This is a genomic window from Bifidobacterium imperatoris, from assembly GCF_002860405.1.
Lineage (GTDB): Bacteria > Actinomycetota > Actinomycetes > Actinomycetales > Bifidobacteriaceae > Bifidobacterium > Bifidobacterium imperatoris.
In genome coordinates, this window is the sequence record NZ_NMWV01000003.1 from 26392 (window position 1) to 47338 (window position 20947).

Annotated in this window: 14 protein-coding genes; 10 read left to right on the forward strand and 4 right to left on the reverse strand. The window is 57.3% G+C overall.

All coding sequences use genetic code 11. The features are described 5' to 3' along the window. Positions 1–213 precede the first annotated feature (213 nt). Entirely contained in the window at positions 214–384 is a 171-nt protein-coding gene (locus tag Tam1G_RS11565; RefSeq protein ID WP_156099610.1) for a hypothetical protein, read from the forward strand. Between the two features lie 143 nt (positions 385–527). On the opposite strand, the gene Tam1G_RS00910 is transcribed toward Tam1G_RS11565, so the two are convergent. Then, positions 528–1871 carry an ABC transporter substrate-binding protein gene (locus tag Tam1G_RS00910; RefSeq protein ID WP_033891919.1) on the reverse strand — a complete coding sequence of 448 codons (1344 nt, stop codon included), beginning with the start codon at positions 1869–1871 and terminating at the stop codon, positions 528–530. A 77-nt stretch (positions 1872–1948) separates the two neighbouring features. Between Tam1G_RS00910 and Tam1G_RS11570 the strand changes: the two genes are divergently transcribed. From Tam1G_RS11570 to Tam1G_RS00950, 8 genes are all read left to right on the forward strand, one after another. Next, entirely contained in the window at positions 1949–2143 is a 195-nt protein-coding gene (locus tag Tam1G_RS11570) for a hypothetical protein (protein ID WP_165781855.1), read from the forward strand. 50 nt (positions 2144–2193) lie between these two features. Beyond that, positions 2194–6243 carry a fibronectin type III domain-containing protein gene (locus Tam1G_RS00915; protein ID WP_165781856.1) on the forward strand — a complete coding sequence of 1350 codons (4050 nt, stop codon included), beginning with the start codon at positions 2194–2196 and terminating at the stop codon, positions 6241–6243. Between the two features lie 101 nt (positions 6244–6344). Further along, positions 6345–7745 (forward strand): MFS transporter, encoded by a 1401-nt coding sequence (locus tag Tam1G_RS00920; protein ID WP_101625130.1) that lies wholly within the window; start codon positions 6345–6347, stop codon positions 7743–7745. Positions 7746–7942: 197 nt separating this feature from the next. Then, a complete protein-coding gene (locus Tam1G_RS00930; RefSeq protein WP_207553089.1) occupies positions 7943–9124 on the forward strand; it encodes a LacI family DNA-binding transcriptional regulator in 1182 nt (393 codons plus the stop codon). Next, positions 9121–10737, forward strand: coding sequence for an MFS transporter (locus Tam1G_RS00935; RefSeq protein ID WP_165781857.1), 1617 nt, complete (start codon positions 9121–9123; stop codon positions 10735–10737). The genes Tam1G_RS00930 and Tam1G_RS00935 overlap by 4 nt, the downstream gene beginning before the upstream one ends. A gap of 96 nt (positions 10738–10833) precedes the next feature. Beyond that, positions 10834–11790, forward strand: a complete 957-nt coding sequence (locus Tam1G_RS00940) for a TatD family hydrolase (RefSeq protein ID WP_101625131.1) — start codon at positions 10834–10836, stop codon at positions 11788–11790. Between the two features lie 170 nt (positions 11791–11960). Then, positions 11961–14447, forward strand: coding sequence for a KUP/HAK/KT family potassium transporter (locus Tam1G_RS00945; protein WP_101625132.1), 2487 nt, complete (start codon positions 11961–11963; stop codon positions 14445–14447). A gap of 146 nt (positions 14448–14593) precedes the next feature. Continuing rightward, positions 14594–15454 (forward strand): class II glutamine amidotransferase, encoded by an 861-nt coding sequence (locus Tam1G_RS00950; protein WP_101625133.1) that lies wholly within the window; start codon positions 14594–14596, stop codon positions 15452–15454. 120 nt (positions 15455–15574) lie between these two features. Here the strand turns inward: Tam1G_RS00950 and Tam1G_RS00955 are convergent, their stop codons facing one another. The 3 genes from Tam1G_RS00955 to Tam1G_RS00965 all read right to left on the reverse strand — a co-directional run bounded on the left by Tam1G_RS00955 (position 15575) and on the right by Tam1G_RS00965 (position 19003). After that, a complete protein-coding gene (locus Tam1G_RS00955; protein WP_033891925.1) occupies positions 15575–16285 on the reverse strand; it encodes an HD domain-containing protein in 711 nt (236 codons plus the stop codon). 106 nt (positions 16286–16391) lie between these two features. Continuing rightward, positions 16392–17594, reverse strand: a complete 1203-nt coding sequence (locus tag Tam1G_RS11575; protein ID WP_165781858.1) for an ATP-binding cassette domain-containing protein — start codon at positions 17592–17594, stop codon at positions 16392–16394. After that, entirely contained in the window at positions 17591–19003 is a 1413-nt protein-coding gene (locus tag Tam1G_RS00965) for an FtsX-like permease family protein (RefSeq protein ID WP_101625134.1), read from the reverse strand. Before Tam1G_RS00965 ends, Tam1G_RS11575 begins: the two co-directional genes overlap by 4 nt. Before the next feature lie 389 nt (positions 19004–19392). Here Tam1G_RS00965 and Tam1G_RS00970 point away from each other — a divergent pair, with 389 nt between their 5' ends. After that, positions 19393–20880 (forward strand): LCP family protein, encoded by a 1488-nt coding sequence (locus Tam1G_RS00970; RefSeq protein WP_101625135.1) that lies wholly within the window; start codon positions 19393–19395, stop codon positions 20878–20880. Positions 20881–20947 lie beyond the last annotated feature (67 nt).

Genomic DNA, 20947 nt, shown 5'->3' on the forward strand with positions numbered 1-20947 from the left:
TGAATCGACTTATGTGGTTCGAGCTTCTGTGGATAACTCGAATGTGGATAACTGAAATATCCAGCCTGGCAAATAATGGCAAAGGGCGTCCGGGTGTCTGATGGCAAATTTTGGCAATTGCTCTGGGTAATAAGCTGAAACACAGGTGTATGGATGGCCTACCGCAATTGAAGCGGTGGGAACGACGAAGCCGTACGGAAAGGACGAACGATCATGGTAGATCAGGTTATTGTCGCGGGTGCAGTTCTTGCTGCAGATTGGCAGAATGCTTTGGTCTCTACCGGCAGTACGCTGGGCAAAGCCGCCGTCGTGATGGTAGTGGTCGGTATTGGTGGTGCTGTGATCGATGCCGTTGCCCGTTACATCAAGAACCGTTTTATGTGACATATATACGGGGTGCCGCCGCTGCTTTTACTTCGCACGCATACCGGCTCAGTCTCGGCGTATATGCGCGAAACTATCCCCTCCTATCGCAAAAAGCGTGCACTGAGCGATGTTCAGTACACGCTTTCTGTGATTATTAATTATTACTTAACTGTGAAGCCTTCCTGCTGACCGTAGGTCTTGAGTGAATCGCCCCACTGCACTAAGGCATTCTGCAGTGTGATTTTGCCGTGGTATGCCTGTCCGATGGAATCGACTGCGATGGAGTTCGCGTATGCCATGTATGGCAGGTATTCGAACTTGGTACTTACGTCTTTCGAAGCTTTGGCAATTACTTGATGCGTGGCCTGCCCGCCGAAGAACGCGTCCTTTTCATTCAGCCAGTCGCTGTCTGAGAGCACGGAATTGAGCGGCGGCAGTCCACCTTGTGCAAGATTGACTTTGACGCCGCCGTCATGCGCGAACCACTCGGCAAATTCGTAGGCCGCCTTTGCTTTGGCGTCATCGGTGCCCTTGGGCAGAGCCAGTGCGCCGCCGCCATTCTCTCCGTTCGCATGTTCTCCGGCTGCGTACTGTGGCATTGGAGCGATGCGCCACGAACCCTTGGTTTGCGAGAGGTTCTTCTGCATGGAAGAGACCATCCATGCGCCGGTGAGCAAGGTGGCGATGGAGCCGTCGTCCAGCTTGCGCCACCATTCGTCGCTCCAGCCTGTGGTGGAGGTGTCGATGAGGTTGTCATCCAGCATCGGCTGCCACATGCCGGTGAATTTCTTCACGTTCTTGCCGCTAAAGTTCACGCTTACGGTAGTGCCGTCCACGTTGAATGGTTGCGCGCCCGCCTGCCAGAGCATCGAAGTGATGAAGCCGCCGTCACCCGTATCGTTGGTGATGTGTGCGCTGCCGGGCAATGCTGCAACCTTCTGCGCGGCTGTTCGGTATTCATCCCACGTGGTCGGCGCGGAAGTTACGCCCGCTTTCGCTAGCACGTCTTGGTTGTAGAACATCACCATCGGGCCGGAGGAAATCGGCAGACCGTAAGGCTCGCCGCTCACGGATACGTTATTTTGCGCGGCCTTGGTGAAGTCTCCGCGAATCTTGCTGAAACCGTAATCATTCATCGATCGCAGCTGATCCGAGATGGCGAATTGATGCACGGCGTTGTAATCGAGGTAAACCACGTCCGGAATGCCGCGGCCGGCGTTGATTGCGTTGGTCAACTGCATGTATTCGTCTTCGTTTGCGCCGGCATTGGTTACTTTGACTTTGATGTTCGGGTGGTTTTTTTCGAATGCGGTGACGAAATCATTGATGGTGGACTGCCAGGTCCACAAGGTGATTTCTGTGGTTCCGGAGCTGTTCTGCTCGCCGTTCGCTCCCGAGATACTGCCGCAGCCGGTTGCGGCAGCAATCAGGCTGAGGGCTACGGCTGTAGCAGCGGCTGTGCGAATCCTCGATAGGTGAGAGGCTTGGCGAAGCGGACGAGACATGTGCAGACACTCCGATGTTGAACTGGACAATATGCAAACTTCCGAAGGCAGAGTTTACCCATACTGCGCTCGGAGAAGTGGCCAGAACTGACATTTCTCCGATAAATGGCAAAGACTGGCAATTCTTGGGCGAAAAACATGCAGCCGCATGTGGCAAGGAATGGCAAAAACTGGCAAAGTTGCGCAAAACTTGGATGGCAAAAAACGGCAAACAAAGTCGCGCCCCTATGGTGAGCCATGTGATTCGGCACAGCACAGCGAAGAAACTGTAGCAGGCCGATGCGAAGACCAAAGAATCGATGAGGAATCGAAAGGGATTGCAATGAGGCTCAACCTCAATGGTGTGTGGGACTTCTACCCGAACGGTGGGCAGGAGCGTTTTGACATCGTCGTGCCGACTTGGTGGGACTCGTTGCCCGCCACCACCGGCTACCCGGCTGAATGGGAGAAGGGCCTGCACCACGGTGTGTACGTCAAGACCGTGGACTTGCCGGAGAACATCACGGATGAAGATGTGTTCCTCCACGTCGGTGCACTTGCCACGCTCGGCAAGGTATTCGTCAACGGTCAGTCTGTCGGCCCGCTCACGACCAAGGGCTACCTGATGACCCTGCTGCCGTATGACCTCGACATCAACAGAGTGGTCAAGCCCGGCACCAATGAGATTCGCATCGAAGTCTGGTCCGTCAAGGCCCTGCCGGAAGACGCGTTGGCCACCGAGGGAGGCCCTGACCGCCTGCTCTTCCCATTCGGCGTGGAAAACATCGTCGGCCGTGTAGGCATCGGCGAGGACGTTGCCATCGTCACCAAGCCGAAACTGCGCATCGATGATCTGCAGATTATGCCGGACCTCAAGAAGAACGCCGACCCGTCCGACGACGAACTCGCCGTCAACGTGACCATCGTCAACCACACTGCAGCCGATGCCGACCTGAAGCTCACCGCCGCCGTGCATCCGTTCAAGGGCGATACCGATACCGCTGCGCTCACCTTCGACCCTGCCGACGTGCACGTTGCAGCCGGCGAAAGCACGGTAGTGAAGCTCGCCAAGGGTTGGTCGACCGCTCATTACTGGTCCCGCACCGACCCATTCCTGTACACGGTGGATGCTGCCATCGCTGAAGCTGATGCCAAGCCGGTGCACGAATACTCCGACCGTTTCGGCTTCCGCCAGTTCTGGCGCGAAGGCGACAAGTACATCATCAACGGCGTCAAGATTCGCCTGCGCGGCGACTCCCTGTGCCTGCTCAACCAGGGCGACCGCGATCTGATCAACGAGATCGGCGACTCCTACGGCGTGATCCTTGACGACAACCACGCAATGGACGAAATGGCCAAGGCATGGCTCGATGCTTACCGACACGCCAACTGCAACATCATCCGTAACCACATTCGTTCCGTGCCATCCCATGTGCTGATGGATCATGCGGACGAAACCGGCATGCTGCTCGAAGAGGAAACCGCGTTCTGGAACCCGGGCTCCACCTCCAATGTGTCCCTCGATCCGCCGTACTACCTGAACTACTCTGATGAGGCCATCGGTTACTACACCGAATGGGTCGAGCGTTGGGTGCGCGAATACCGCAACCATCCGTCCATCGTGCTGTGGTCCACCACCAACGAGGCTTGGAACCCGAACGACGCCGAAATCCTCATCCCGCCGCTGGAAGCAGCCGCCAACCGTGAGGACCCGACCCGTTTGGTGATGAACGATGGCTTCAACAAGCCGATTACCAACGAGGACTCCCGCCACTACTTCGGCGGCTACCCCTCCGGTATGACCTCCGCGCCCGACATTTACGACCTCTATCAGATCGACGGCGACCTGCCGCTCGGCGCCGGCGAAGAGTTCTCCGTTTCCACCGCAGGCATCCCGCAGTACGCCGAAGACGGCACGATTAAGGACATCTACCACGGTCGTCTCAACGGCAACCCGGACACCATTTCCCGCGCCGACTTCGGTCGCGAAGTGGGCCGCGTGACCCGTGGCGTGCGCACCACACGCATGGCTAACTGGAAGCCGTTCTGCCTGTCTATGTTCATTTACGACAACATCGAGAAGGTCATCGAACTCGATCAGGAACACACCAAGCACGGCCTGAATCCGAAGGCCCTATTGCGCCCGCAGTTCGACCCGACCGCCGAAGGCGACGCCCGCTGGATCGAAGGAGACGGCTACCGCTACTTTGCCAACTCCTACGCCGACGTGGCCGCATTCGACAAGGACTTCGACAAGGAGCCTCGCCTCGGCCTGCCGCACCACATCTACCAGCTCGGCACCGCCTCCCAGCGCACGCTTCTCGTCTACAACGATGAGGAGATCGACGGCACCGAACTCGAAGTCCGCTGGACCGTTTCCGCCGTGAACACGCAGGACGGCACAGTTCGCGAAGTCGAATCCGGTTCCAAGACCATCACCGTGGACCACGGCGAATTCACCGAACTGCCTATCACCATCCATGTGCCGGGCGAGGTGGAAACCTACGAATCCAAGCTTATCGAGACTCTGAGCGTGGTGAAGAACGGCAAGCTCAAGTTCACCGAAGACAATTTCCTCGGTTGGATTGGCCGCCCGGCCCCCGCCACGATTGGTGCCAGCCGCGAACTCATCGACCTCGGCACCGTGGACTGGGTGTCCCGCAACGTTAAGCATTGCCTGCACCTGAAGCAGGAAGGCGGCGCTCTGAGCGAAAAGTGGACCGCCCGCGTGGTGGATGATGCCAACGGTTCCATCAGCTTCGAGCGTCTCGCCGGCAACCTGCGCCACGAACAGGAACTGTTCTACACCGTGAATGTGGCCGGTCTCGACTCCGGCAAGGCATACACCGGTCAGATTGAATACACCGGCGAAAACGGCGACACCGTCACCGTGACCGTGAAGTTCACGGCCGGAACAATGCCATGCAAGTGCCAGGCCGCCAACAAGGCTCTGGGTGCAACCGTGCGTGTCAGCTCGTCCTCCGAGCGCTACGGCTGGACCGTGGCCTCCCTGGTTGATGGTGAATTCAACGCCGATTACAACCACTTCGGTTGGTCCAGCGAACCGACCAAGGAGAACCACAGCGAATGGGTTTCCCTGAAGCTCGCCGAGCCCACCACCGTGGCTCAGGTTGTACTCGCCCCGCGTGGCGAAAACCCCGGCGGTACCGTTGCCGAAGCCTTCCACGGTGAAGGCGAAGGCGTCGGCGGTGTGCAGGAGTTCGCCGCAGGCCATCGTGCTTTCGACCCAAACCAGGGCCAAGGCTTCCCTGTCGACTTCACCATCTCCGTGTCCGCAGATGGCAACGCCTGGACCAAGGTGGTCGATAAGCATGATTACGCCCTGCCCGCCAATGGCAAGCCGCGCGCCTTCGACTTCGCTCCGGTAGACAACGTGCGCTTCGTCAAGCTAGAAGCCTCCAAGCTGCGCGCCAACCCGAACGAACACGACGAGTACGCGCTGCAGCTCGTGGAGATCGCCGTCTACGCCGATGCCCACATGCCGGCCATCCCGTCCGAGCCCACCGATGTGACCGCCTCCGTGCAGTCCCACGACGTGCAGGTCAGCTGGAAGTTCGCTTCCGACGGCCGCTCGCCAATCCTCGGCACCAAGCTCACCTTGACCAACGCAGCCGGCGAAATCATCCCGGCCGAAGTCACCGGAACCGATACCTACGCGCTGATCAGCGATGTGCCGGCCGGCGAATGGACCGTCACCGTGCAGGGCCGCAACGAGATCGGCGAAGGCGAAAGCGCCACGTCCCAAGTCTTCAAGGTCGGCCGCGAAACCGCCAACGAAGTTGACGATCAGCTGCCACAGCCCAAGGCTCCGGTCGCTGAACTACTGGTGGAATCCGGTGCCGTGGCTGTCTCCTGGAATGACGTGGACACCCGCTCCGGCTTCGGCAAGGGCGGCACCAACATCCACCTGACCCCTGTCGATGCGTCCGCTGATTTGCCTAAGCGCGTGGCCTGGACTCCGACCGGCACCACCGCTTACACCTTCACCGATGTGGCGCGCGGTACCTATCAGGTGACCATCGAGGCCACCAATGGTGAAGACAAGATTTCTCAGCCGAGTGAACCGAGCGAGCCGATCATCGTGGCCGCAGTGCCCGCCAAGCCGAACAAGCCGGGCGTCACCTCCACCGCCGACACGATGAACGTGACTTGGAAGGCTCCGGCAGACGGTGGCACGCCGATCACCTCCTACGTGCTGACCCTGCGCAACCTCACCGAGAACACCGTCAAGGTGGTCAAGGCCGAGGCCAGCGAGGAAGCCAAGAGTGTATCGGGCTTGACGGCCGGCAACTACACGGCATCCGTCATCGCAGTCAATGCCATCGGCATGTCCGCAGAGTCCAGCCCATCCCTGCCCTGCCTCATTAAATAATCAAGATTTTGCCGCTGCTTCGGCTGTGGCGAACGGTGTGATGCAAGGGAAGGCTTGCATCACACCGGAAATAAATAGAAAGAACTAAGGAGTTCTAGAATATGAGCACTGCAACAGCGCAGTCAGTCAAGAAGACGCCGAAGAAGCTGACTTGGCTGAACATCGTCGGTTATGGTTCCGGCGATCTTGCCAACAACATCGGCTGGCGTATGATGTCGATGTTCCTGGCCACCTACTACATCTACATGGGCATCGACCCGGTGACCACCGCTAACATCTTCCTGTTCGCCCGCTTCTTCCAGGCTGTTGTGTACCTGCTCGCCGGCAACTATGCCGACCGCGTCAAGCCGAACAAGAATGGCAAGTTCCGTCGCCTCGTGGTCGCCTTCGGCGTGCCGATGATGGTGGCCATCTGCCTGATGTACACCATTCCGGCTGATGCCGAAATGGGCGTCAAGGTGGCGTGGGCTATCGTCACCTACCTGCTCTACCAGCTGCTCGGCGCCTTAGGTGGCGTGCCTTACGGCGCACTGCTTGGTGCTATGACCCAGGATCAGAACGAACGCCAGCGCCTGTCCTCCGCCCGTATGGTCGGCGGCGCTCTGTTCGGCCTCATCGTCACCTTCACCCTGGCCCCGGCCATCAACAACGTCAAGGATCAGGCCGCTCTCGCTAAGCTCATGCTGCCGATCGTGTGCATCTTCTGCCTTGTTGGCGCTCTGATTTACGTCTTCCTGTACAAGACCACCATCGAGCAGATTGATGTACCGACCCAGCCGAAGGTTTCCTTCATCGACACCCTGAAGGCCATCTTCCAGAACCCGGCCCTGCTTATCCTGTGCTTCGCCACCGGCTTCTACCTGATCGCCACCTGCGTCGGCTCCATCGGACCGATCATCGCCAAGGAAGTGCTCGCCAATGGTGCTGACGCCGGCACTCTGGCTCTCATCACCACGCTGGTCACCCTGATCAACGCCTCCATCGGCGTGATTGCCTCCCCGTTCGGCCCGGTTATCGCTCGTCACCTCGGCAAGAAGGGTGGCTGGTACCTCGGCTGTGTGCTTGGCATCCTCGGCGGTGTGATGTTCATCTTCGTTACCAACGTGTGGCTGTCCCTCGTGGGCTTGGCTCTGAACGCCATCGGTGCTCAGTTCTGCGGCAACTACGTCTGGGGTATGGAAGGCGACACCGTTGAGTATTACGAGTGGAAGACCGGTAAGCGCACTGATGGTGCTGCAATGGCTGGTCTGAGCTTCTTCCGCCAGATGTTCGGCGCTCTGACCTCTTGGCTCGGCCCGGCCATCCTCGCCTTCACTGGCTACAAGTCCGGCATGAATGTGGCTCAGGATCCGACCGTTGCCGAGAACCTGCGTCTCGCTGCTGGTCTCGTGCCGCTGATTGGCTTCGTGATCTCCGCCGCCATCATGTTCTTCTACCCGATTACCGAGGAGAAGTTCAAGCAGATCAAGGCCGAGCTCGCCGAGCGTCGTGCCGAGGCGTGAAGCAAACAATCCAGTGGATTGTTTGTAGCCGAGGCCGAACGGCGGCAGCCGTGAGGTAATGATGAGTCAGGCCGTAGGCCGGTCAGCAATTGCTGCCGAAGCTAAGGCTGTTGAAGCCTGATTCGCGCTGATTGGCTCCCTCTCCAGAGGGAGCCTTTTTCTATATATAGTGGAAGGCAATACACCAGGGGGTTGAGATGGCAGAACAGCAGCGCAAGGCAACTGATCGCGTGCGTTTGGCGGACGTGGCGGACGCTGCTGGCGTGGCCATCTCCACCGTCTCCCGCGTATTCAGCAACCCTGACCGCGTGAATTTCCAAACCGTGGAACAAGTGCGTGAAGTTGCCGACCGGCTTGGCTACCGGCCAAATCCACGCAAACGTCATACCTCTGCTGCACAGTCGCAGTCGGATCCACTCAATTCATCCTCTAGCCCATCGGGCTCTTCCGATACTTCCGCGTTCACCCACTCCAATTCCGCCGTGCAAAATTGGCCTGCCACGAGCGGCGGAGTCATTGCGCTCGTGGTCAAAGACACCACGGACGGCGTCTCCTCGCAGATTTTGAAAGGCGCGCAAATCACTGCTATGGAATCCGGCAGCGCCGTAGGCCTGATTGAAGCCGGCCAATCTCAGCAGCGTACCCAGCAGTTGCTCACTCATTTGGTCGGCAAAGTCGATGGCGTGATTCTAGCCACTGATTCGCCCGGCATCGATTTCATTCGTGACTATGCCAAGCGTGTACCGCTCGTGGTGTTGAACCGTCCGGTGGACGGTGTGCCCAGCGTAGTGCCCGACCCAAGAATCGGTGTGGTTCGCGCGCTCAGCATGCTGCGCCGCTACCATCACACAGCCATCACCTATGTGTCTGGTTCGACCTCGTGGGCCAACCAGTCACGCTGGTCCTGCCTGCATGACATCGGCCAGCGCATGGGATTGCGTATGAATCACATCGGCCCGGTGCGTCCGAGCGTGGAAGGCGGCTATCAGGCCGCGCTCGCCCTCGAAAACTCCAAACCCACCGCTGTCATCACGTATAACGATTTGATTGCGGCTGGCATTGTGCTGCGCCTGACTGCGGACGGTGTGCGCGTGCCGGAAGACGTGTCCGTTATCGGTTTTGATAACACGTTGATCGCTCCGGTGGTCACACCGCCGATTACGTCCATTCGCATTCCGCGCGATTTGCTTGGCCAGGCCGCCGTTCGGCTGCTGCTTGGGCGTGAATCTGGCGCTGTGCGCAATCCCGCGGATGCTCAACTTATGGAGCAGCTCAAGGAGCTGGGTGTGCGTAACGAAGACGAGCAATCTGCGAATGTTACTTTGGTGGATACTTCTATTATTGTGCGCAGATCTGTGGGTGAAAGGCGCGCGGAATGAGCGGTACAAAACACTGTGAAACACCTCGTGAAACCTTGCGTGAAACATCTCATGAAACATCGTCGGAAGCCGATAGCCATGCGCTGAACCAAGCCTTACGAGACCCCGGTGTGCGCAAAATCACCCTGCGCAACGCCATCGGCTTCGGTGTGGGAGACTTCTATGGCGGCGGCCAACTCACCATCATCGCTGCCTACCTCTCCCTGTTCTGGACCACATTCTGCGGCATGTCCATCGCCACAGCCCAGTCGGTCATCGGCCTCAGCGCATTGATCAGTGCGGTAGCGGCCCTGCTTTTCGGCGTATTCGATGACAATCTCTACCGTTACAGCATCGGCCTTAGGTTCGGCCGGCGTCGCTTCCTGCTGATGATTATCGGCCCGCTGCTGTTGTTCGGCATCTTCCTGTGGATTCCAGGGTTGCCGCTCGCCGCCTATGCTGCAGCCTATGTGTTCTGGGTGGTGCTCGCTCAGTTGTTCCAAACCGCCTACAATCCATTGCCTGGTGAAATGACGCCGGATTTCAACAGCCGCACGAAACTCTCCACTGTGCGCATGTTCATCTCCACTGGTGCGGCAACGCTGATTCCACTGGCAGGCAGTGCAGTGCTCGCGATTTTCGGCGAACGCACGCCGACCGGCTACATGATTTTCACAATGACCACCACAGTGCTGTTCGCGCTCGCCGTGTTCGCATGCTGGCGCAGTACATGGGAAATGACCCCGGAAGCCGCGGGATTCGGTGCCTACGCGCGCGGCGAAAAACATGAAGGGTCGATTGGCTGGGCCGGCTGGCTGAGGCGTGCCGGCAAAGTGTTACACGAATACGCCACCACATTGCGAGTCAAGGAATTCCGCAAGCACCTGTCGATTTACCTACTGGTGCAGGTTTCGATGGACGTGTTCGGCCAGACGTTCGTATTTTTCGTGGTCTACGACTGGAATCGCACGGCCGCGTTCGCCTCGCTGTTGCTCGGCTGCACGGCCATCTCCATGCCGCTCATGCCAGTATTCGGCTGGGCGATGACCAAAATTGGGCCGAAGCGCTTGTACGCCATCAATTTCATCGGCTGCCTGGTCGGCGTAGCATGGCTGTTCGCTGCATGGTTGCTTGCGGATTCGATGCAACCTGCCGCCTGGACCGTGTTCGCTATCGCAGGCTCATTGTGGTTCTTCGCCTTCAAATCCCTGTGTGGCTACCTGCCGTGGGCCGTGTTCCCGTATATTGCGGACATCGACCAGATCATCACCCGCCGGTACCGTTCCGCCACATTTGCCGGCATCCAAGCCTCATTCCGTCAGCTCGGCTCAGGCATCGGCACTATTTGCGTAGGGCTGGTATTGGGAGCGGTCGGCTTTGATGCTACATTGCAGCAGCAAAGCATGGCGGCCAAAGCCGGATTGGGTGCGGTACTGCTCGGCTGGTTCGCGTTCGCGATGATTATCTGTTGGATTATTTCCGCACATTTGGTAATCAACAAGCACACGGATTCGGTTGTTTTGGCTGAAATTACGCGACTGCGCAACGGTGGCTCGAAGACAAATGTGGATACAGAAACCCGTCACGTGGTCGAGCGCCTGACCGGCTTGCCATACGAACAATGCTGGCGGTAACACGTTACTCCTTCCCGAATTTCTTGCACTGACGGGTGCTCAGTGCAAGAAATTCGGGAAACTCATAGGGAATACGGGCGCATACACTGAAGCATCATGAGCAAGCATCATCGCGACCGCAGCTGGGCACCCTCTCCCGAGCCGTTACCCGAAGACATTCAAGTCATTGATAACCACACGCATGTGGCGTCCGTCGTGCCATTCGCACGCGCAATGGACCATGAGGCGCAAGCCAAAGGCCAGGCGCCCGTACCTGTCTACGATGTGGACCAGCTGCTTGCACAAGCGCAAGCTGTCGGCGTTGGGGGTATTATCGACTGCGGTTGCGAGCTGCCGCACCTGATGACCGCTGTGCAGATGGCCCTCGATCATCCAGGTAATGTGCACGCGGCACTCGCAATACACCCCAACGAAGCCGTACTGCACGGGCATCGCGGGGTCCCCGGGCCGGACGGCCTGCCGCTCAAATACAAGCCCTACCATGACACGAACTTTGAGGATGCGCTCGCCGAAGTGCATCGTTTGGCCACACAATACCCTGAGCAAGTGGTGGCAATCGGTGAGACTGGCATGGACCTATTCCGCACGGGTGAGGGCGCTAAAGAGCTGCAGCGCGAAGCATTCCGCGCGCATATCGCGCTCGCCAAGGAACTGGGATTGCCGATGCAGATTCACGACCGTGACTCGCACCGCGAGGTCATCGAAACTTTATTGGCCGATGGTTCTCCAGAGCGTACGGTGTTCCATTCCTACTCGGGCGACGCGGAAATGGCGGAAATCGCGCGCGAGCAAGGCTGGTATTTGAGCTTCTCCGGCACGGTGAGCTACAAGGGCAACGATGGTATTCGCGAATCATTGCGGATTGTGGGTCTTGATCATGCGATGGTGGAAACTGATGCGCCATATTTGACGCCAATGCCATATCGCGGTCGCACTAATGCGCCGTACATGATTCCATACACGTTGCGCGCTATGGCCGATGCGTTGGATGTATCAATCGCTGAAGTGGCGCGCGGCACTCGAGCCACCACACGCGAGGTGTACGGCATCTGATTATGCGCTTCTGGGTTCTCGGGCCCCAGCGCATAATAAATTAGACAGTCTGCCTTGTTTTTGTAAGTTGTGAAGGCTGCGTTGCAGGGCTACCATATCGTTCGTTACAGAGAACGGGATGATCTGAACTTGCGGGATGTGGTTGGGGCCCGTATGGAGGACTTGAACGTATGGTTGAGTCAGACAAGCAATCTTCGCGCGCCCGAAAACAGAACAATTCCAAGCGTGCGGCCGCAATCCAAGCGGAACAAACAGCCATAGCACTCAAAAAAGAAGAAGCCGCGCTCCTCAGAGCAGACACCTACACCACGGCACCTAAGGTTTCCCGCCGCACACTGACCCGCGAAGAGCGTGAAGCGCTCGCCAAACAGCGCGAAGCTGAAAATAAGGAAGCCGAAAAACTTGCTTCCACCGCGGCAAAAGGCCGTATAGGACGCTGGTGGGCTCGTCTGCAGTCCGGGCCGAACAAAATCACCTGGGGCATGGCCATTGTGGCGCTTGGCGTGGTGTATGGCGACATCGGCACCTCGCCGCTCTACACTGCGCAAACCTTTCTCTCCGGCCAAGGTGGGCTCGGCAATGTGCAGCGCGATGCTGTGCTCGGCATGCTCTCGCTGGTGTTCTGGTCGATTACGCTGATTACCACCGTCAAATACGTGCTTATCGCCATGCGCATTGATAACAATGGCGAAGGTGGCATTTTCGCACTGTATTCCTTGATTCGCCGCTATGGCTCATGGCTCGCTATCCCAGCTATGCTCGGCGGTGCCGCCTTCCTTGCTGATTCGGTGCTTACCCCGGCTGTTTCCATCAGCTCCGCAGTCGAAGGCCTGCAAACCCTGCCCCCGCTCGAACGGTTCTTTGACGACAATCCCAGCCTGACTTTGATGATTACCGTAGTCATCATTGTGGTGCTGTTTTCAGTGCAGTCGCGCGGCACTGAATCCATTGGTCGTGTATTCGGCTCGATTGTGCTGGTCTGGTTCAGCTTCCTCGCAGTGGTAGGTTTATGCAATCTTTCCAATGATTGGTCGGTATTCGAGGCACTCAACCCGGTTTACGGCGTTCAATTCCTTTTCAGTCCGCATAATGAAGCCGGCATTGCGCTGATGGGCACGGTATTCCTCTCCACCACTGGTGCGGAAGCCTTGTATTCCGATATGGGCCATGTGGGCCGCGGCAACATTTATTTCACTTGGCCGTTCATCAAAGTGGCACTGGTGTGCAATTATTTTGGCCAAGGCGCATGGATGCTGGCCAACAGCCGCAACCCCGAGTACACCACGCTGAAAACGCTGAATCCGTTCTTCCAAATGATGACGCCGAACGTGCGATACATCGCCGTGGTGCTCTCCGTTACCGCCGGCGTGATTGCCTCCCAAGCCTTGATTACTGGCGCGTTCACAATGGTTTCCGAAGCCACGCGCTTGAATTGGATGCCGCATCTCCAGGTGCGTTACCCAGCCCGTACGCGCGGCCAGCTCTATATTCCGGTAGTCAATGGCGTGCTGTGCGCATCTACGCTGATTGTGCTCGCGATTTTCAAGGATTCCGAACACATTTCCGCCGCCTATGGCTTGGCGCTCACCATTACGATGATTACCACCACGGTGCTGCTGGCTGTATATATCTGGCACGATGGCCATCGCTTGGGAGCTGCGATGTTCACCGTGGTGTTCCTGGCCATCCAAATCATGTTCTTTATCGCATCGATGGCCAAATTCCTGCATGGCGGCTGGTTTACGATGCTGCTCACACTGGCCATTTTGTTTGTGATGTACACATGGAACGAAGGCACGAAAATTGAACGTGCGCAGCGCCGCCATATGCGCACCGCCGACTTCCTGCCCGCGCTCGACAAGCTGCATGGCGACTTCCGCATCCCATATTTCGCAGACAATATCGTCTACCTGACATCCGATTCGGAAACCAAACGACTCGATACGGATATTTTCTTCTCCATCTTCGCCGACCATCCCAAGCGCGCTCGCGCATGGTGGGCTGTGAGCGTGGAAACCACGGACGAACCATTTACCCGCGAATATTCGGTTGAGAATTTCGGCACCAATTTCCTCTTCCGTGTTCGCATTCGCTTGGGATTCAAGGTTTCCCAGTCCATTCCGGCATACATTCACCAAATCATGCACGACCTATCCAAAACCGGCGAACTGCCCAAGCAGAAGTCGATTTACCCGAAGGTGGATGCCGATCCAGACATTGGCACGATTCGCTACGTGCTGATTCATAAAGCACTGATGCCGGAGTCCAAGGTTTCCGCACATGGTGCATTCCTCTTGCAAGCCAAGTATGCGATTCGCCACATGGCTGGAACACCGGTCAAATGGTTCGGTTTGGCACCATATAATCCGCTGGTTGAAGTGCAGCCACTGTTCGTCTCCACGCGTAGGCCTCCGCGTTTGAAGAGAACGGATACCACTGCCCGCCCGCTTCCAACACCTTCGCGCCAGAAAGCTGATCCTGCTGCCATTCCCGATCCGCTTGATACGACTACTGGACTTGGCGAGCTGGTGAAATCCGTGGAATCCTCAATAGATTCGCCCGAGCAGAGGCCTGTGCCAAAGTCCAGAACCAAATCTGATTTCACTCGGGCCGATGCCACTGTGGTATCTCATATGGCTCGTAAGAAACGGCAATAATCCGCGTAAAATGGCATGTTCTGCTGAGGGAGATGAACGCTGAAGACAGCGCGGAGGGGTGATTGAACGTGTTTAGATGCACTCTATAAGCAACACCTATAACCCCCTCCGCACGTCGCTGAGTCTCGCCGGTAGATTGTCATACTATGTGCAGATTACTGGGATATGCGACGGCAGGCGATGACCTGAGTCTTAATGATATTCTCGGCGTGAAGAACGTCGAGGACTTCCGCGACCTCTCAGAAATCCACAATGATGGCTGGGGCGTGGCCCAGCTTGCCACCCCTGCAGCAGCTCCCTACGTGCGCGACGGTGGTGCTCCCTCTCCGGAGACCGGTGTGAAGATCTACAAGTCCACTGTTGCCGCCCGCTTCGACACTACGTTCGAGGCATTGGCCAACGAGCCGGCTCGTGGTGCTATCTGGCATCTGCGCTTGGCCAGCTCCAATCTGCCGCTCATCATGGAGAACCAGCACCCGTTCTATGCCAACGGTTTGAGCTTCGTGCACAACGGCGATATCTCCGATGCCAACGGACGCAACATTGTGACCAATCGCTCTTACCCTGTGGATCACAGCGTGCTGCTCTCCACTGGCGGCCGCTCCGATTCCGCTATTTTCTTCGCCGTGATTTTGGAATACATTGGCTTCGGCTTCCCGCTCGATGAAGCCGTGGCTCAGGCAGTGCGCGAACTGCGCCAAGCCTACCCGAAGTCCAGCTACAACTGCATCATCCAGTCCGAAGACCAGATGGTGGCCCTGTGCGCAGCCGGTCGCGAAAAGACCAGCCCGCGCATCGTGGAAATCTACGACGAATACGGCCGCGGCCATCAGGCCGCCGACTACCGTGTGATGCGCTACCGTGCACTCACCGATGCAGACGGCAAGCAGGCGGGCGTGGTGGTGTCCTCGTCCGGCTACGACCAGGATGGTTGGAACGAGCTCGAAAACGATCAGATGATCGTGGCATCCAACCGCAACGGCACCTTCCGCCTGCGCTCCATCTGAGATGTATTCTGGCTCCCACCTGGGGAGAGTTTACCCATAGGCTGATAGTTCTGGCTCCCCTCTGTGAGGGGAGCTGTCAGCATAGCTGACTGAGGGGAGCCAACTGAAAAAGACGGGGACTCAGATCATCCGCATGTGATACTTCTCGGCCAGCGCAGGAATATCCGGCACGCCATATTTGGCCACCAATTCCAGCCAACGCTGCTTGTTCTCCTCGCCATAGCGGGCGGCTTTAGCGCTGTACGCATCCACTTGCAGGAACTTCGGCGGGGTGGACTTGCTGTGGAACTTATCGGCGTACATCACGACTTCCTGTTCCAAGTTGACCGGCACATAATCATCTGGCGGCAGCGGCAGATTCTGCTTAATCACGGCCTCACGATTCAGCCCAACGCCGGTATGATTGCGCGCGAACTGGGCGATGGACTCATCCACGCCTTCGCTCAACAGGTATTCGTATCCCTTGAGCCCGTGCAGGATGTACTTCTTGCCGCTGAATTTCAACGGCTCGCCATCGGTGCCGTCATGCTTGAACACCTTATAAGTGCCAATGTCATGCAGCAAGCCGCCGATAAGCACCAGATGCTCGTCCAGCAGGCGCGGCGGCACTTGACCACCGGTTACGCCATCGGGGGAGGGGACTAAAGATTCACCGCCAGCCGGCAGCGTGCAGCGGCGCGTGAACAAAGCGTTCTGTCTGCGCACAATCTGGCAACCGATGGTTGCCACAATCACGCAATGCGTATGTACAAGGTCGTACGCCTCCTGAGAAGGGGCGATTTTCTTATGCAGCTCGTCAATCTGCTCCAGCGTAGGAATATATCCGCTCATAGTGCGCAGCTCCAGTCATCGTAGACGCATCCACACTAAGAATATCGCGGATAGCAGTGGAGGGCGGTAGTTTGCCGCCCTCCACTGGAATGATTACATGTGCCAATCAGATTTCAAACAAAGTGTCTGCTGCCTCGGCGATTTCGCGCGAAGCAGTCAGCACGATGACGCAATGCTTCGGATCGCCGCTGTGTGCCAGCTTGGCCAATGCGGCGAACACGGTAACCGTGTCATCATCGTTCAGGCCGCGGGTTGGCTCGTCGAGAATCAGCACCTCGGCCTCGGTGCTGATGGCGCGGGCGATGGCCACCAAACGCTGCTGCACTTCCGGCAGCTTGCCCACTGCCACGCCGGTCGTGGCCTCAGAGAAGCCGACCTTGGCGAGCAGTTCGCGAGCAATGACCGGCTTCGGCTTCAGGAAGTTGCGGTTGGAAGCCTCCATTGCATACAGCACGTTGTGCTCCGCGTCCAAGTACGGCTGCAAGGCGTGCAGCTGCGGCACAATACCCAAACGATGTCCGCGCAATTCCACTGGCTCGAGCTCGGCGATATTAGCACTCTTGTTCATCACTGCGCCGGAAGTTGGCTGCACGAGCCCGGTCATCACGCCCATCAGCGCGCGACGCTTAACATCCGCGGTCAGTTCGGAATCCGCATCATCGCTGATCAGTACGGCATACGAATGACCGGCATAGCATGCGAATTCCACACCGTCGAGCACATTGACCTTGCCCTTGGCCCCTGCCAGGGTGACCTTGTTCAATGCAAAGGTCGGATAGGTCTTGAGCAGCACGTCATCCGCGCCGCCGCCAACCAGCACGCGATCGATGCGTGAGGCCAAAGTCATGGCCGGTTCCGCCTTGCGGGACTTATCCTCGTGAGCGGACAAATCATCCTTGGGCTCAGACTTCGCCAAGTTAAGCGTCTCGTTTACGCGCTCGGCATTGCGAGCGGTGGCTGCAGCGGAAGTATCAGCGGAGGCAAGCGCATCGGCTTCGGCTTCGCTGGGCTCGGATTCTGCTTCGGCATCAGCGGCGGTCTCGCTGGAGTCCTGCTCGTCCGCAGCAGTCTCATCTTTGGGCGCATCCGTTGCAACAGATGCCTCTGCAGCTGCCAGACTGCTATAAATACTGTCTGCTGCACCCGCAGCCTCAGTATCCTCGGCGGCATCTGCTTCGTCATCGTCATCAAACATGACGCTGAACTGGATTGAATCGGCTGGGGCAGTATCCTCGGTCTCGTTCTTAGCGTCCAGCTCCTCGGACTTTGCGTCCAAGTTCTCTTGATCCTTGATGTTCTTCTCGCTCATGCCTGTGCCTCCGCATCATCGTGGTTGGATTCGGATTCAATCGTCTCGGTTTCGCTCACCGAACCCCAGTCGCCGTCAGCGGCGAAGAGCTTATCGGAGTGGAAGAATGCCAGTCGCAGAGCAGCCAGAATAGCGAGCACCAGAATGGTTCCGAGGCCGCCCCAAATCATCTGCCAGATCAGTGAGGAGGAAGCAGTGACTTCATGGCCGGAGGCGATGGCGGCTGCCAGCGGTTTGGTGCCGAATACGCCGGCCACGAGGCCGATCACATAGAACGGCAGCGTAACGAAGAACACTTCCAGCATGAACTGCCAGCCCAAGCGGCCGCGCGAGACGCCGGAAACCAAGGCCATGCCGATTTCATCGTCACGCTTCGGGCCCCACACGCCAACGAGCACCAAGGCGAGCAGCAGAATGCCGCCCACAGCAAGCAGCACCACCGTGCCGGTCTTGACATTGCCAGCCACCGCATCAAGCGGTTCCAGAGACTTGGTGTAAGCCTCAAGCGAAGGGGAGGAGACGGTGTAGCCGGAAGCCGGCAGTTTGGACTTCTTGAACGTCTTGACGAGCTTCTTATAACCGGCAACGTCCGTGGCGTTGAACACCACGTTCAGATCAGGAACTTTCCAGCCGCTTACCGAAGAGTCACTGGTTTGCGGATCCAGACCGGCCTTGGCAAAGGTCTGGTAGTTGGTGAAGATGGCGTTCTCGCGGTTGCGGGCAGTGACCACAGGGTTATCTGCATCGGCGGATGCTGTGTACTCGTAGATGCCGCGCACGGTGAGTTCATAAGTCATGGAAGCGTCGGAAGCGGTGGACACCTTGAACTTGTCGCCAACCTTCAGGTTGTTGGCCTTCGCGAATGCGGAGGAGACCAGTGCGCCTGTAGTGTTCGGGTTGGAGGACTGGTTGTTGTAGCTCAGGTTCTTGCCGCTCACGATCTTGAACGTGCCAAGGTCGCTAGCTGCGGCGGCATCCTTGGTCCAGAACGCGCGCCAGATGAGCTGGCCGCCGGTCTTATCGTCGGAGGTGGAGCCGAGCTTATCTCCGCTCAGGGCCTTGAGGTCGCCGGAAACGCGTGCCGGCACGGTTTCGGTCACGGTGAAGTCCAGCGTCACGCCAGCCTGCTGAATGATGGTGGCGTATTCGGTGTAGTCCGTCCACGTCATGTACTGCTTGGTGGTTGCCGGATCCGTAACGGAGGCCTTCTTCCAGGCGGCCGCACTCGGGCGAATGGCCAGCGTGGCTTTTTGCACATCATAATCATCAGTGTGTGCGGTGTGGTTTTCTTGCACGATGGCCAGCCCGGCAACCGTGCCGAACGTGACCACCAGCGCGATAAGCGCAGTGAGGGCCGCGCGTCCCTTGGAACGCATTAAAGCCCGCCAGGCGTTGCTGAGGACGAACATATGTGTACCTCTCCCGTTCTCCTAAGCCGAAACTAATCAATACGGCTCCACTATTATTGCGCTTCGTGACCGTTGTCTTGCGCATTACTGTTATACCTCTCAATGAAGTCTGAGAATATTCTGGGAATTAGGTGACGCCTATGCGGAAAATGTCAATATTGTACGGACAATAACACCGAATGTAACATAGATGCTTCATTTTTGAGCATTTAGGGTGGTTAAGACACCCTACAAATACGAAGATTCAGCTGTAATTTGGCGGATTTCCAACGGTTTCAGCCCATTCTGGTACACTGACCAACGACGTATGAGCAAGCACCTGAAGCATTTGCGGGTGTCATGTCTAAAGAACAGTGAACTCCCGCCCATAAATCAGGAAGGCAGTGGTTATGGCAAAACGTAGTGCGCACAGAAATCGGCCAGCTCCGAATTTCGGCTGGCAGAGGGTGCAGGGGCCGCATCACACTGCGGCGTACCGCGTAAGCCATAAGGTCGCCAAGGGAGTGTCTCTGGGTGTGCTCGCAGTGCTGGCCTTCGTCGGCACGTTCGCAGGGGTGACTTGGGCGGATATTGCCAAGACCGTCGATCAGCAGGGCATCGACGTTATTGTGCAAAAATCCAATGGTAAAAAGGTTGATATTCTGCCGGTCGATCCGTATGCCAATACGCCGATTAACATTTTGCTCATTGGTCAGGATACGCGCGATGGTGAAGGCAATGCTGCAGTGGGTGGCGATGATGTCGGTGTTGCTGGTCTCCATAATGCAGATACCACAATGATTCTGCAAATTTCCGCAGATCGTAAGTTCGTTAATCTTGTTTCCATTCCTCGTGATTTGATGGTTTCCACTCCAGGCTGCGAAACCTCAAATGGCACTATGTATGCCCAGTCTTCGGTGATGTTCAACTCCATCTTCCCGAATGCGTATTCTCAGGGTGGCGATATTGCTTCCGCTGCCAGCTGCACGATGAATGAGGTCAATTACCTCAGTGGCATGGAAATTCAGCAGTTCATGGTGGTGGACTTCAGCGGCCTTTCCAAGATGATTGATGCCATTGGTGGCGTTGACATCTGTATTCCTACGTATACCCGTGATGGATATACCGGTATTGAATTGGGCCAAGGCATGCAGCATCTTGACGGCAATACCGCTACCCAGTTTGCGCGTATGCGTCACGGCGCTGGTACCGATGGTTCGGATACTATGCGCACCACGCGCCAGCAGTATCTCATCAAGCGTTTGATTAAGACTGTACTGGAAAAGAATATGCTGACTCATTCGGCACAGCTCTATCAGCTGGCGAAGGCTGGCTTGGAATCTGTGCAGATGAGCCAAGGCTTGGCTGATGCTACGGTGCTTGCCGGTCTCGCTGCCAGCATGAAGGACTTTAATATGAATCGTCTCTATTCGCAGACGATTCCGGTTACCGCATGGTCTCAGGACGCTAACCGCAGCCAGCTGGCCGCTGGTGCGGATGATGTATGGGAGAAGCTCCGCAACGCTCAGCCGCTTGTGGATGACGCCAACACTGGCTCTTCTTCGGATTCTTCCAGTTCGAGCGACTCGAGCTCTAAGAACTCGGATTCCTCTAGCTCTTCCGACAATTCTTCTTCAGATAGCACCGACTCCAGCTCGAATAGCACTGATTCTTCCACCTCAACCGACTCGAACGCCGGCTCCTCTGATACTTCAGACGGTTCGACCTATGATGCCGCCACCAATACCTATAAGCAGGCTGATGGCACCATCATCGATGCGGAAACGGGCGGCATCATTGATCCTGAAACCGGCGCTATCCGCAGTCAGGTTACGGGCCAGTACATTGGTCTGGCCAGCCGCTATATCGAAGTCACCTACTGCGGTGTGAAATACTGACATGGTAGACGCCTCAACTGGCTTTTTGCGTGGTATGCCAAAGCGTACGCGTGAAATGGTCGGTTGA